A 13,341-nucleotide genomic window follows, 5' to 3' on the forward strand; every position below is an offset into this window, starting at 1 on the left:
ACAGCGATGAGATATTTTCTAGGCGTTGATATTGGTGGCACGGTGATCAAGGCGGGGTTGTACCGCGCTAACGGTGAGGAAATTGCCGTTGCGCAATGTGATGGTGAAGCCTTATCCCTGCAACCGGGTTTTAGCGAGCGCGAGATGGAAGCCTTATGGCAGGATCTTTGCTCGACCATCCGTCAGGTGCTGCACAAGGCGGCGGTAAGTGGTGACCGGGTGCGCGGCGTCAGTTTTTCGTCGCACGGCAAAGGGCTGTATGCGATTGATGCACAGGGCAAGCCGGTGCGCAACGGCATCGTTTCGTCAGATACCCGCGCTGCTGCGATGGTCGCCGAATTACAGCAACAAGGGGTTGAAGAGATTACCTATCCCCGCAGCTTGCAGCCCATCTGGAGCAGCCATCCGGCGGTGTTATTGCGCTGGATGAAGCAGTATGAACCTGCGCAGTACGACGCGATTGATGCGGTGCTGATGGCGCACGACTATCTGCGTTTTCGCCTGACCGGTGAGGTGGCGGCAGAGGTAACCAATATCTCCGGCAGCAACCTGTTTAATCAGCAGCTTGCGGACTACGATCCGCTGCTGATGGCGGCCTTTGGCATTGAAGAGGTGGCTGATAAAACCGCGCCGCTGTTGGGATCGGCCGAACTGGCCGGGCAGGTCACCGCCAGTGCCGCTGCGCAGTGTGGATTGTCTGCCGGAACGGCGGTGTATGGCGGTTTATTTGATGTGGTGGGTGCCGCGCTCTGTTCCGGGGTAGTGGACGATCGCATTCTGAGCACGGTGGCGGGCACCTGGTCGATAGCCACCTGCGTGACCGAAAGTGTGATCCCCTCTGCGCACCCTTTTGCCTGGGGGCGTTACTGCATGGCGGACCGCTATTTTGTGCACGAAGGTAGCCCAACGTCAGCGGGCAATCTGGCCTGGTTCTTGCGCCAGTTTTGTGACAATGACCATCAGCGCTATGCGCAATTCAACCGTTGGGTGGCTGAGCGCAGCGAGCGGCCCAGCGATATTGTGTTTTTACCCTACCTGTATGGTTCTAACTTCGGCAGCAATCTGCCCGGCGGGCTGATCGGCCTGGGGGGCCACCATGATATGGCCGATATTGTTCATGCCATTTATCAGGGCATCGTGTTCTCGCATCTGATCCATCAGGATCGCATGGTGGCGCTGAACCCCCGGGTGGAACGGATCCGTATGACCGGTGGCCCGACGCAGTCGGCCATCTGGATGCAGATGTTTGCCAACGCAGGCAATTTGCCGCTGGAGGTGGTGGATATTCAGCAAAGCGGCTGCCGCGCCGCCGCGCTCTGTGCCGCCGTGGGCGCGGGCGAATACGCCAGCTTTACCGAAGCGGTGCAGGTGGTTCAGCCTGAATTACACACCTATTTCCCCGATGCGGCTGCCAACCGGCGTTTACGCGATCGCTTTACGGGCTATCTGGCGATCGCCCAGGCATTAAGTGAGGTCAAGAATGCAAACCACTAATACTCTGTGCCTGGGGCTGTACGAGAAAGCCTTGCCGGCACAGCTTGATTGGGCGCAACGGCTGGATGCTGCCAGCGAGTTGGGCTTTCAGTTTATGGAGATCTCCATTGATGAGCAGCCCGAACGCCAGCAGCGTTTGGACTGGGATCGTCAACAGCGTTTAGCGCTGATTAACGCCCGCTTTGACAGCGGCATCGCCTTGCCCAGCATGTGCCTGTCGGCGCATCGGCGTTACCCTTTTGGCAGCGCCGATGCGGCCACCCGCCAACAGGCGCGGGTGTTGATGGAGAAGGCGCTGGACTTTGCGGTGGACCTCGGCATCCGGAATATTCAACTGGCGGGCTATGACGTCTATTACGAAAGTTCGGACCGCCACACGCGTCAGCGTTTTATCGAAGGTATGCAGTGGGCGGTTGCGCTGGCGGCTAAGGCTCAGGTGATGCTCTCGGTGGAGATCATGGATACCCCTTTTATCAACAGCATCAGCAAGTGGCGCGAGTTCTCGCGGCAGATTGCCAGCCCGTGGTTCACCGTTTACCCCGACATTGGCAACCTGAGCGCCTGGGGTAATGACGTGGCTTTTGAGCTGGAACAGGGCATCGATAAGATCACCGCCATCCATTTGAAAGACACCTTAGCGGTGGCACCCGGCGCGACGGGGCAATTTCGCGATGTCCCTTTTGGCAGCGGCTGCGTCGATTTTGCCCATACCTTTGCCGTTTTAAAACGCTTGAACTATCAGGGCCCGTTCCTGCTGGAGATGTGGGCGCGTAACGATGGTGAAGATAAGCAACACATTGCTCAGGCCAAACGCTGGATTGAGCAACAGAGGCAAATAGGGGACATGGCATGTTAAGCGAACTGAAACAGCAGGTATTAGCGGCAAATCTCAGCCTACCCGGCTACGGTTTGGTGACCTTTACCTGGGGGAATGTGTCGGCGATCGACCGCCAGCAGGGGCTGGTAGTGATCAAACCTTCCGGGATCGCCTATGAGGCGATGACGCTGGATGATTTGGTGGTGGTGGATTTGGACGGCGTGGTGCGCGAAGGGCAGCGCAAACCCTCTTCCGATACCGATACTCATCTGGCGCTGTATCGCGCATTCCCGCATATCGGCGGTATTGTGCATACCCATAGCCGCAATGCCACCATCTGGGCGCAGGCCGGGCAGCCGATCCCGGCGTTGGGCACCACCCATGCCGACTATTTTTATGGCGATATTCCCTGCACGCGGCCAATGAGTGAGGCAGAAATTGCCGGTGACTACGAGCGAGAAACCGGCAACGTGATCGTTGAAACTTTTCAGCTTAGCGATCGCGATCCGCAGCAGGTACCGGGGGTGCTGGTCTATTCTCATGGCCCGTTCGCCTGGGGCAAAACGGCGGCTGATGCGGTACACAATGCGGTGGTCATGGAAGAAGTGGCGGCGATGGCGATGGCTACGCGGCAGTTGGCACCGGCGATCTCACCGATGCAGCCGCTGTTGCTGGATAAGCATTTTCTGCGCAAACACGGTAAAAATGCCTACTACGGGCAGTAGAAATTACTCAGGTTGTCGTCAGCCACGGCAACCTGAGCTTTATTGAATCAGTAATTTCCCGGTGAAAAACTCACGCCTTAAAGGTTGATCGTTAGGGGTATCTTTGATGGCATTGAACAGCAGTTCTGCGGCGATTTCCCCTAGCATCTGCGTATCATGATAGACACCGGCGATCTGTAAGCCGTAATCACTGGCTTTGGGCGGCTCATCGATGGAAAAGAATTTTATCCGATCAAAAATATTTAGCTGGTGACAGAGTGAAATGGCACCGAGCGTGATAATGCCATTCAGGCCGACAATATAGTGCGGCTGGTTTTGCGCATCAGCAAGGTATTCTTTAACCTGCGCCGCCTGTGAAATAAAATCATAATCGCCGTTGATGATGGTGATTTCACTATTTCTGTTTGCCAAGGCATCGATAATCCCCTGAGTACGCATCAGAGTGATTTCTGAATCTGCGGGGCCACCGAGAATAAGGATTTTGCTGTCTGGCTGTTCGGCAAGATATTTACCGGAAAGCTTACCGATCTCCAGGTTATTAAGAAATACGCCGCTCAGTTGCTGATTATAAATATCCCGGTCTATAAGAATCAGTGGGGTGTGATAGCGCTCAGCCTGGTTCAGATAGGCCGGTTGATAGTTTTTATCATCGCGTACGGCGGATAATAAAATGCCGCGTGCTTTATAACCAAACAGTGCCTGAATTGCCTGCATCTCTGCCACTTCACTGCCATCGGTATCAAACAGCATAATCTGATAGCCCTGCTGGCGAGCAATACGCGATATGGTTTGAATTAAGTTGGAATAAAACGGGTTATACAAACTGCTGGTGACAATACCGATAATCTGGCTGCTGCTTTTTTTTAATCCCTGAGCAAAGGCATTGGGAACATAATTAAGCTCTTTGGCGATAGCATGGATTTTTTCAAGCGTTTCCGGCTTTAACAATTCGGGCTTATTAAAAGCGCGGGAAACAGTGATATTAGTCACGTTAGCTCGGCGGGCAATATCTACAATGGTCGCATTTGATTTTGCTTTCGACACCGTTAATCCTTGCTTTAATGCATCAACAGAACGCTATTGTAAGGAAGGCACCTACAGGATGCCAGGCGAACTTTTCCGCCTGGCAAGACATCAGGTCTGGGAATCAGTACCCCACGGCTGAACCGGCCGGGCGGCGCACGTCGTTGGCGCCATACAAGTAACCTTCGCGCACTTTGCCGGAAACGGCGGAATCATTACCGGAGTTGGCTGGGGCAACACCGGCGGCACCCGGTAAGCCCACCAGAATCAGTTCGGCGGCGCCCCAAGGGTTCTGCTCGACCATCTTATAGCCCATTTCCTTCAGAATTTTCAGCGTATCGGCAGACACGCCGCGCTGTTCGTAATACACCTCATCCGGCAGCCACTGATGATGAATACGTGGAGCATCCACCGCTTCCTGCGGTGCCATACCGTGGTCGATGATGTTCAGCGCGGTTTGCAGCGTGATGGTGATGATGCGTGAACCGCCCGGCGAGCCGAGCACCATAAAGATTTTATTGTCTTTGGTCACCAGCGTCGGGCTCATCGAGGATAGTGGGCGCTTACCGGGGGCGATGGCGTTTGCTGTGCCCTGTACCAAACCGTAAAGGTTTTTCTCGCCCACTTTGACGGTGAAATCGTCCATTTCATCATTGAGGAAGAAACCGGTGCCCGGTGCGATCACCACCGAACCGAAACGGCCATTGACGGTGTAGGTAGTAGACACCGCATTCCCTTGGCCATCGACGATGGAATAGTGGGTGGTTTCCGGTTTTTCGTGCGGTTCCATGCCGGGCTGCACGTTTTCGGAAGGCGTCGCTTTATTGGCCACAATCTGCTTGCGGATCTGCTCGGCGTAGCTCTTGCTCACCAACCGATCAACCGGGTTTTTAATAAACGCCGGATCGCCGAGGTAGGTATTACGGTCCATATAGGCATGGCGCATGGCTTCGGTCATGGTGTGGATCGCCGCCGCCGAGTTAAAGCCCATGCTTTTCAGATCGTAACCTTCGACAATATTTAGCGTTTCGCACAGCGTCACGCCGCCGGAGCTGGGCGGTGGTGCGGAAACGAATTTATAGCCGCGGTAGCTGCAGGTGATAGGGGCACTTTCGGTGACTTTATAGCTGGCAAAATCGGCCGCCGTCAGGATCCCACCGCCTTTTTTGGCAGCATCCTCCACCGCCTGTGGAATTTTGCCCAGATAGAAGGCTGAAGGGCCTTGTTTGGCGATCGCTTCCAACGTATTAGACAGGTCGGTTTGCACCAGTAAATCGCCCGGTTGCAGCGGTGAGCCATCTTTACGCAGGAAGATTTTTGCTGCTTCCGGATCTTGCTTAAAACGTGTGATGGTGGTGTCGAGAATATCGGTGTCGGCCCGCGTCAGGATGAAGCCTTCGCGCGCCAGCTTGATTGCCGGTGCGAGCACTTGCTCACGGCTCAATTTACCGTATTTCTCGCGTGCGGTTTCCATCCCCAGTACCGTACCGGGTACGCCAGAAGCCAGATATCCGTACAGGCTGGCGTCTTTTTTTACCTTGGCGTTGGCATCCAGATACATATCGGCACTGGCCGCAGCCGGAGCGGTTTCGCGGAAGTTGATAAAGGTGTCGGTGCCATCGGCCAAGTGTACGGTCATAAAGCCGCCGCCACCGATATTGCCGCAGCAAGGGTTAACCACCGCCTGTGCGTAACCCACTGCCACTGCGGCATCTACCGCATTGCCACCCATCTTGAGAATATCTACGCCGACCTGTGATGCCAGATGTTGCGATGTCACGACCATGCCATTCTTGGCTTCTACCGCCGGATTGGAAGCGGCGTACAGGTTGCTGCTGACCAGCAAGGCCGCCAAGGTCAGTGGTTGACTCCATTTTTGCAAAAACATAACGACTCCTGTCGATTCTTATTGTGATGAGACTATTTGCCAGTCTTTAAACGCAAAGAACAGGCCGGATAATGATAGTAGCGGCAGGGGGAATGCGGGTTATGCAGTATGAGTTAAAACAGAGAGGTAAAGCACAAAATAGGTGCAAATGCCCGGGCTATACCCAAGTTCAATCAAAATGCAGGTAGGCGGCAACTGAGAGAATCCCCAGGAGCATAGCCTACTATGTGACTGGGGTGAACGAAGGCAGCCAACACCCCTGCGGTTTGATTGACGATGGGTATATGGGCAAAAAAAAACCGGCCAGCAGGGCTGACCGGTTCACACGCAGGCAAGCTGAAATTACAGCTTGGAGGCGTTCTCAGACAGGTATTTAGCCACGCCGTCTGGAGAGGCGCCCATACCCGCTTTGCCTTTCTCCCACTGAGCTGGGCACACTTCGCCGTGCTCTTCGTGGAATTGCAGTGCGTCAACGGTACGGATCATTTCGTCGATATTACGGCCGATTGGCAGGTCGTTAACGATCTGCGAACGTACGATGCCGTTTTTGTCGATCAGGAAAGAACCACGCAGTGCTACGCCAGCATCTGGATGTTCGATGCCGTAAGCTTTCTGAATTTCGCGCTTAACGTCAGCAACCATTGCGTATTTCACTTCACCGATGCCGCCTTTGTCGACAGGGGTTTTACGCCATGCGTTGTGGACGAATTCTGAGTCGAAGGAAACGCCTACAACTTCAACGCCGCGCTTCTGGAATTCTTCATAACGGTGATCGAAAGCGATCAGCTCAGAAGGACATACGAAGGTGAAGTCCATCGGCCAGAAGAAGACTACGGCTGGTTTGCCGTTCAGGTGCTTCTTCAGGTTGAAGTTTTCAACGATTTCGCCGTTGCCCAGTACGGCAGCAGCGGTGAAGTCAGGGGCTTGACGAGTTACCAGGACCATAATTACTCCTGTAATAGTTGTTAGGGGGTTGATGTAAAAGCAAGAGCCAGTATAGGGGCCGTGACTCGGTGAATAAAGGGTAAATGACCAATCGATGAGATAGCTTTTACCTATCAAACCGAGAGATTAAATTTAGCAAGCTTTAAAAATAACCTTTTCGCATAAAAGGGCAAGTGTTAAAAGACAATTTCTTGTGATCCTGCGTGCTAGATAGCATTTAGGCAGCGGATTACAGCGCCTTGTTTTTCGCCTGTTGCATAATCTGCGGGTAAAACTGCCAGAAGTGTGTTTCAAGCTGATGATAATGGCGTTCCACGTCGGCAAAAGAACCCGCCAGAGCACCCAGGCGCGGGCGGCGGCTGGCCATGCCTTGTAACACCTTTGCGATAAACGGCAGCTCGGCATAGCGTTCCAGCCAGCGTTCCGGCCAAATATAGTGGTTCAGATTCTGGAAGCGTGCAGGCATCAGCGGCAGATGCGGCATAATCTGGCCGCGCGCTTCCTCAGTGAAATTCTGCAGGCTGTGGGTGGGTTCAAGCTGCTGCCAGTGGCGCGCCAGAAAGTGATCCCACACCACATCGAGCGTAATCGGCGCAACGCGGCGGAATTCGGCGCTGAAATAGTCACGGCAAGCCCGGACTTCAGGCAAGGTATCGGTCAGCACGTCGACGCGGCGGTGCATCATAATGCCAGCAACCACCTCGGGATCGTAGTCCCCGGCAGGGTTGCCACGCACGAAATCGGCCAGTAGGTTGCCCAGTAACGAGCTTTCGGCAAGCTGGGCCAGATGGAGATGAGCAAGAAAATTCATTTGGCAACTATAACGCAAGTTATGCAATGCCTCCTTATTTCTTGCTGCTGGCCGCTCACGGCTTTAGACTGTACCGCCTGTTTTTCCCCAATTTAGTTATCTATTGAAGAAGTGAATACCCATGCGCGTCGCCGATTTTTCTTTTGAACTCCCTGAGTCTTTGATTGCCCACTATCCGCAGCCGGAGCGTAGCGCTTGTCGTTTGCTGCAACTGGACGGGCCGACCGGAGCCTTGACGCACGGCGTATTCACCGATCTGCTGGATAAGCTGGAAGCTGGCGATCTGCTGGTATTTAACAATACGCGCGTGATCCCGGCGCGCCTGTTTGGCCGCAAGGTCAGCGGTGGCAAAATTGAAGTGCTGGTGGAGCGGGTGCTGGACGATCACCGCGTGCTGGCGCACGTGCGGGCATCCAAAGCGCCGAAACCCGGTGCTGAACTGCTGCTGGGCGACGATGAAAGCATTGCCGCTACTATGGTTGCTCGCCATGACACGTTGTTTGAACTGCGTTTCAATGACGATCGTGACGTTTTCACTATCCTCAACGCGGTTGGCCATATGCCACTGCCACCGTATATCGATCGCCCTGATGAAGATGCCGATCGTGAACTGTATCAGACCGTCTACAGCGAAAAACCGGGTGCCGTTGCGGCACCCACCGCCGGGTTGCACTTCGACGAACCGTTGTTGGCGGCGCTGCGGGCCAAGGGCGTTGAAATGGCGTTTGTTACCTTGCACGTTGGCGCCGGAACCTTCCAGCCGGTGCGGGTGGAAACCATTGAAGAGCACGTAATGCATGCGGAATACGCCGAAGTGCCGCAGGAAGTGGTAGATGCGGTATTGGCCTGTAAAGCGCGTGGTAAACGCGTGGTGGCTGTGGGGACTACCTCGGTACGTTCGTTGGAAAGCGCCGCCAAGGCCTGCCAGGATGCGCTGATTGCCCCGTTTTTTGGCGATACCCAGATCTTTATCTATCCGGGCTACCATTATCAGGTGATTGATGCGCTGGTGACCAATTTCCACCTGCCGGAATCGACGCTGATCATGCTGGTTTCTGCCTTTGCTGGCTATAAGAACACCATGAAGGCCTATCAGCAGGCGGTGGCCGAGCAGTACCGCTTTTTCAGCTACGGTGATGCGATGTTTATCAGCCGTAATCCGCAGGCAGAGAGTGAATCCGTCGGCGAGTGAAGATGAATCCCTGGGTTACGCGCACCGCGTGGCCCTGTTTTAATGTCATCGGACTGTTTTTCCGGTGCTGGAGGTTTTGTGAAGTACGAATTACAAACAACCGATGGTCGTGCTCGCCGTGGCCGCCTGGTCTTTGAACGTGGCGTAGTGGAAACCCCGGCCTTTATGCCGGTAGGTACCTACGGTACGGTTAAAGGCATGACGCCGGAAGAAGTGAAAGAAACCGGCGCGCAGATCCTGCTGGGTAACACCTTCCACCTGTGGCTGCGCCCAGGGCAGGAGATCATGAAACTGCACGGCGATCTGCATGACTTTATGCAGTGGCACGGCCCGATCCTGACCGATTCCGGTGGTTTCCAGGTGTTCAGCCTGGGAGCGATGCGCAAGATCAAAGAGGAAGGCGTCTATTTCCGTAACCCGATTAACGGCGATAAAGTGTTCCTCAGCCCGGAAAAATCGATGGAAATCCAGTATGACCTGGGGTCTGACATCGTGATGATTTTCGATGAGTGTACGCCTTATCCGGCCGATTGGGACTACGCCAAGCGTTCGATGGAAATGTCGTTGCGCTGGGCGCAGCGCAGCCGTCAGCGTTTTGATGAACTGAATAATAAGAATGCTTTGTTCGGTATTATTCAGGGCGGGGTTTACGAAGATTTACGTGATGTTTCAGTAAAAGGGCTGGTGGATATCGGCTTTGATGGTTACGCTGTGGGCGGTTTGGCGGTCGGTGAGCCAAAAGAGGATATGCATCGCATTCTCGAGCATGTTTGCCCGCAAATTCCAGAAGATAAGCCACGCTATCTGATGGGGGTTGGCAAGCCGGAAGATCTGGTAGAAGGTGTGCGTCGCGGTATCGATATGTTCGATTGCGTGATGCCAACGCGTAATGCCCGGAACGGCCATTTGTTTGTGACTGACGGTGTGGTAAAAATCCGTAATGCCAAGCACAAGGATGATACTTCTACGCTGGACAAGGACTGTGATTGCTATACCTGCCGCCATTACAGCCGCGCCTACTTGCATCATCTTGATCGTTGCAACGAAATATTAGGTGCCCGATTGAACACAATTCATAACCTGCGATACTACCAGCGCTTAATGGCGGGTTTACGCCAGGCTATTGAAGAGAGTAAATTAGAGCTGTTTGTTGCAGATTTTTATGAGCGGATCGGTAAGCCGGTTCCATCTTTAACTGCTTGATTCAATAATTAATAACTTAATGAGGGATTTTCAATGAGCTTTTTCATTTCTGACGCCGTCGCATCCGCAGGGGCTCCGGCTCAGGGAAGCCCGTACTCTCTGATCATTATGCTGGTGGTATTTGGTCTGATTTTCTATTTCATGATCCTGCGTCCACAGCAGAAACGCGCTAAAGATCACAAGAAACTGATGGACTCCATCGGCAAGGGTGATGAAGTGTTGACCACCGGTGGCCTGATTGGCCGCGTCACCAAAGTGGCTGACACCGGTATCATTGCCATTGCGCTGAATGACACCACGGAAGTGATGATCAAGCGTGACTTCGTGGCGGCCGTTCTGCCGAAAGGTACTATGAAGGCCCTGTAATTTCGTTTTCCCTAAGGGAACTGCCGTGCTAAACCGTTATCCTTTGTGGAAGTATCTGATGTTGATCGTCGTGATCCTCGTCGGTCTGCTTTATGCACTTCCCAACATTTACGGTGAGGATCCGGCCGTACAAATCACTGGCGCGCGCGGTGTCGCCGCCAGTGAAGCTACGCTGGACCAAGTCCGTAACGTATTAGAAAAAGATAATATTGCGAGCAAGTCGATTGCGCTGGAAAACGGTGCCATCCTGGCTCGCTTTAAAGATCCTGACGTTCAGCTGCGCGCCCGTGAAGCCTTGATGGCAGAATTGGGTGATAAATATGTTGTGGCGCTGAACCTTGCTCCGGCAACGCCAACCTGGTTGAGGCTGCTGAACGCAGAGCCGATGAAACTGGGTCTGGACTTACGTGGTGGCGTGCACTTCCTGATGGAAGTTGACATGGATACCGCGCTTGGCAAGTTGCAAGAACAAACCATGGATACCCTGCGCAGTGAACTGCGTGAAAAGGGCATTCCCTATGCTGCGATCCGCAAGCTGGAAAACAACGGTGTGGAAGTCCGCTTCCGCGACGATGCTGCACGCGATCAGGCGATCAGCTTCATGGCCCCACGCCAGCGCGATCTGGTGCTTTCAGCCAATGGCACCAACACGCTGAAAGCAACAATGACCGATGCGCGTCTGAGCGAAGCGCGTGAGTATGCGGTGCAGCAGAACATCACCATCCTGCGTAACCGTGTCAACCAGCTCGGCGTTGCTGAACCTTTGGTACAGCGCCAGGGAGCGGACCGCATTGTCGTTGAGCTGCCAGGTATTCAGGATACGGCCCGTGCCAAAGAGATCCTGGGGGCGACCGCGACGTTGGAATTCCGCCTGGTGAACACCAACGCGGATGCAACCGCAGCAGCAAGCGGCCGCGTACCGGGTGATTCTGAAGTGAAATTCACCCGTGATGGCAAGCCGATCGTGCTGTACAAGCGCGTGATCCTCACCGGTGACCACATCACTGATTCCACTTCCAGCACCGACGAGTACAACCAGCCGCAGGTTAACATCTCGCTGGACAGTGCCGGTGGCACCGCGATGTCTAACTTCACCAAGGATAGTATCGGTAAACCGATGGCGACCCTGTTTGTGGAGTACAAAGACAGCGGCAAGAAAGACGCCAATGGCCGTTCGATCCTCGTGAAGCAGGAAGAAGTGATCAACGTGGCGAATATTCAGTCACGCTTGGGCAACAGCTTCCGTATCACTGGCATCGATAATCCGAACGAAGCCCGTCAGCTTTCGCTGCTGCTGCGTGCCGGTGCGCTGATTGCGCCTATCCAGATCGTGGAAGAGCGGACCATCGGCCCAACGCTGGGTCAGCAGAACATCACTCAGGGTCTTGAGGCTTGTCTGTGGGGCTTGGTGGCATCTATCGTGTTCATGGTGGTCTGGTACCGCAAGTTTGGCCTGATCGCCTCAAGCGCGCTGATGGCTAACCTGGTGCTGATTGTCGGCGTGATGTCACTGTTGCCGGGTGCAACGCTGACGATGCCGGGGATTGCCGGGATCGTGCTGACGCTGGCGGTGGCGGTCGACGCCAACGTACTGATCAACGAACGTATCAAGGAGGAGCTGAAGAATGGGCGATCCATTCAGCAGGCGATCCATGAGGGCTATAAAGGCGCGTTCTCCAGTATCGTTGATGCCAACGTCACTACCCTGATTACCGCGATCATTCTGTACGCAGTGGGTACGGGTTCGATCAAGGGCTTTGCAATTACCACCGCAATCGGTGTGGCGACGTCTATGTTCACCGCGATTGTCGGTACCCGTGCCATCGTCAACCTGCTTTACGGCGGCAAGCGCATTAACAAGCTGTCTATCTGAGGAGTGCGTTGTGGCACAGGATTATACTGTTGAACAACTCAACTACGGCCGTAAAGTCTATGACTTTATGCGCTGGGATTACGTGGCCTTCGGCATCTCATTGCTGCTGCTGATCGCGTCAATCGCCATTATGTCCGTTCGTGGTTTTAACTGGGGCCTGGATTTCACCGGTGGTACGGTGATTGAAATCAACCTGGAAAAACCGGCGAATCTGGATCTGATGCGCGATACGCTGGAAAAAGCTGGGTTCAAGGACCCGATTATTCAGAACTTCGGCAGCAGCCGCGACGTGATGGTGCGTATGCCACCCGCGACCGGCACCGCAGGGCAGGAGCTGGGTAATAAAGTGATCGGCGTGATCAACGATGCTGTTGACAAGAATGCGACCGTCAAGCGTATCGAGTTCGTTGGCCCGAGCGTAGGGAGTGAGTTGGCACAAACCGGCGGCATGGCGCTGCTGGTGGCGTTGATCTGTATCCTGATTTACGTTGGCTTCCGCTTCGAATGGCGTTTGGCGTTGGGGGCGGTTATCGCTCTGGCGCACGACGTGGTCATTACTATGGGCGTGCTGTCGCTGTTCCATATTGAGATTGACCTGACGATTGTCGCCTCTTTGATGTCGGTTATCGGTTACTCGCTGAACGACAGTATCGTGGTTTCCGACCGTATTCGTGAGAACTTCCGCAAGATCCGCCGCGGAACGCCTTACGAGATCATGAACGTGTCGCTGACCCAGACGCTGAGCCGTACCATCATGACTTCCGCTACCACGTTGATGGTGGTTCTGATGCTGTACATCTTCGGCGGCGCGATGCTGCAGGGCTTCTCACTGACCATGCTGATCGGTGTGTCCATCGGTACCGTATCCTCTATCTACGTAGCGTCCGCGCTGGCGTTGAAACTGGGTATGAAACGTGAACACATGCTGCAGCAGAAAGTGGAGAAAGAGGGCGCAGACCAGCCTTCGATTCTGCCTTAATGCTAATCTGCTGTACGTTCAACTG

The 13,341-nt window shown here is 54.3% G+C and carries 12 protein-coding genes; 8 read left to right on the forward strand and 4 right to left on the reverse strand.

Features of this window, described 5'->3' with window-relative positions:
• The first annotated feature begins 6 nt into the window (after window positions 1-6).
• The 3 genes from AC2A1E_RS17240 to araD are packed head-to-tail and all read left to right on the forward strand — an operon-like array spanning window position 7 to window position 3,036.
• Window positions 7-1,494: an FGGY-family carbohydrate kinase gene (locus AC2A1E_RS17240; RefSeq protein WP_484384766.1), complete on the forward strand. Its 1,488-nt coding sequence runs from the start codon at window positions 7-9 to the stop codon at window positions 1,492-1,494.
• A complete protein-coding gene (locus AC2A1E_RS17245) occupies window positions 1,481-2,350 on the forward strand; it encodes an L-ribulose-5-phosphate 3-epimerase (RefSeq protein ID WP_484384767.1) in 870 nt (289 codons plus the stop codon). The genes AC2A1E_RS17240 and AC2A1E_RS17245 overlap by 14 nt, the downstream gene beginning before the upstream one ends.
• Window positions 2,344-3,036 carry an L-ribulose-5-phosphate 4-epimerase gene (gene araD, locus AC2A1E_RS17250; protein ID WP_484384768.1) on the forward strand — a complete coding sequence of 231 codons (693 nt, stop codon included), beginning with the start codon at window positions 2,344-2,346 and terminating at the stop codon, window positions 3,034-3,036. Before AC2A1E_RS17245 ends, araD begins: the two co-directional genes overlap by 7 nt.
• A 39-nt stretch (window positions 3,037-3,075) precedes the next feature.
• Here araD and AC2A1E_RS17255 read toward each other — a convergent pair whose 3' ends face one another.
• From AC2A1E_RS17255 to AC2A1E_RS17270, 4 genes are all read right to left on the reverse strand, one after another.
• A complete protein-coding gene (locus tag AC2A1E_RS17255; RefSeq protein ID WP_484384769.1) occupies window positions 3,076-4,080 on the reverse strand; it encodes a LacI family DNA-binding transcriptional regulator in 1,005 nt (334 codons plus the stop codon).
• A 103-nt stretch (window positions 4,081-4,183) separates the two neighbouring features.
• Window positions 4,184-5,947, reverse strand: coding sequence for a gamma-glutamyltransferase (gene ggt / locus AC2A1E_RS17260; RefSeq protein ID WP_484384770.1), 1,764 nt, complete (start codon window positions 5,945-5,947; stop codon window positions 4,184-4,186).
• Between the two features lie 342 nt (window positions 5,948-6,289).
• Window positions 6,290-6,892, reverse strand: coding sequence for a peroxiredoxin C (locus AC2A1E_RS17265; RefSeq protein WP_459399662.1), 603 nt, complete (start codon window positions 6,890-6,892; stop codon window positions 6,290-6,292).
• Between the two features lie 229 nt (window positions 6,893-7,121).
• The gene (locus AC2A1E_RS17270) at window positions 7,122-7,703 is read right to left on the reverse strand and encodes an ACP phosphodiesterase (protein ID WP_484384771.1); all 582 of its coding nucleotides are present in this window, start codon (window positions 7,701-7,703) and stop codon (window positions 7,122-7,124) included.
• A 121-nt stretch (window positions 7,704-7,824) separates the two neighbouring features.
• Here AC2A1E_RS17270 and queA point away from each other — a divergent pair, with 121 nt between their 5' ends.
• The 5 genes from queA (at window position 7,825) to secF (ending at window position 13,316) form a co-directional block, all read left to right on the forward strand.
• Window positions 7,825-8,895: a tRNA preQ1(34) S-adenosylmethionine ribosyltransferase-isomerase QueA gene (queA, locus tag AC2A1E_RS17275; RefSeq protein ID WP_484384772.1), complete on the forward strand. Its 1,071-nt coding sequence runs from the start codon at window positions 7,825-7,827 to the stop codon at window positions 8,893-8,895.
• A gap of 78 nt (window positions 8,896-8,973) precedes the next feature.
• Window positions 8,974-10,098 carry a tRNA guanosine(34) transglycosylase Tgt gene (gene tgt / locus AC2A1E_RS17280; RefSeq protein ID WP_459399659.1) on the forward strand — a complete coding sequence of 375 codons (1,125 nt, stop codon included), beginning with the start codon at window positions 8,974-8,976 and terminating at the stop codon, window positions 10,096-10,098.
• A 33-nt stretch (window positions 10,099-10,131) separates the two neighbouring features.
• A complete protein-coding gene (yajC, locus tag AC2A1E_RS17285) occupies window positions 10,132-10,464 on the forward strand; it encodes a preprotein translocase subunit YajC (protein WP_004940391.1) in 333 nt (110 codons plus the stop codon).
• Between the two features lie 25 nt (window positions 10,465-10,489).
• Window positions 10,490-12,337 carry a protein translocase subunit SecD gene (gene secD / locus AC2A1E_RS17290; RefSeq protein WP_484384773.1) on the forward strand — a complete coding sequence of 616 codons (1,848 nt, stop codon included), beginning with the start codon at window positions 10,490-10,492 and terminating at the stop codon, window positions 12,335-12,337.
• 10 nt (window positions 12,338-12,347) lie between these two features.
• Entirely contained in the window at window positions 12,348-13,316 is a 969-nt protein-coding gene (gene secF, locus AC2A1E_RS17295; RefSeq protein WP_459399657.1) for a protein translocase subunit SecF, read from the forward strand.
• Window positions 13,317-13,341 lie beyond the last annotated feature (25 nt).

This window comes from Serratia sp. HNCC26DJ206, assembly GCF_057180605.1.

Excerpts from the sequence above, each read along its gene's own strand:
- yajC (WP_004940391.1), top strand. The coding sequence starts at position 10,132 with ATGAGCTTTTTCATTTCTGACGCCGTCGCATCCGCAGGGGCTCCGGCT.
- ggt (WP_484384770.1), bottom strand. The coding sequence starts at position 5,947 with ATGTTTTTGCAAAAATGGAGTCAACCACTGACCTTGGCGGCCTTGCTG.
- AC2A1E_RS17240 (WP_484384766.1), top strand. The coding sequence starts at position 7 with ATGAGATATTTTCTAGGCGTTGATATTGGTGGCACGGTGATCAAGGCG.
- AC2A1E_RS17265 (WP_459399662.1), bottom strand. The coding sequence starts at position 6,892 with ATGGTCCTGGTAACTCGTCAAGCCCCTGACTTCACCGCTGCTGCCGTA.
- AC2A1E_RS17245 (WP_484384767.1), top strand. The coding sequence starts at position 1,481 with ATGCAAACCACTAATACTCTGTGCCTGGGGCTGTACGAGAAAGCCTTG.
- araD (WP_484384768.1), top strand. The coding sequence starts at position 2,344 with ATGTTAAGCGAACTGAAACAGCAGGTATTAGCGGCAAATCTCAGCCTA.
- queA (WP_484384772.1), top strand. The coding sequence starts at position 7,825 with ATGCGCGTCGCCGATTTTTCTTTTGAACTCCCTGAGTCTTTGATTGCC.
- AC2A1E_RS17270 (WP_484384771.1), bottom strand. The coding sequence starts at position 7,703 with ATGAATTTTCTTGCTCATCTCCATCTGGCCCAGCTTGCCGAAAGCTCG.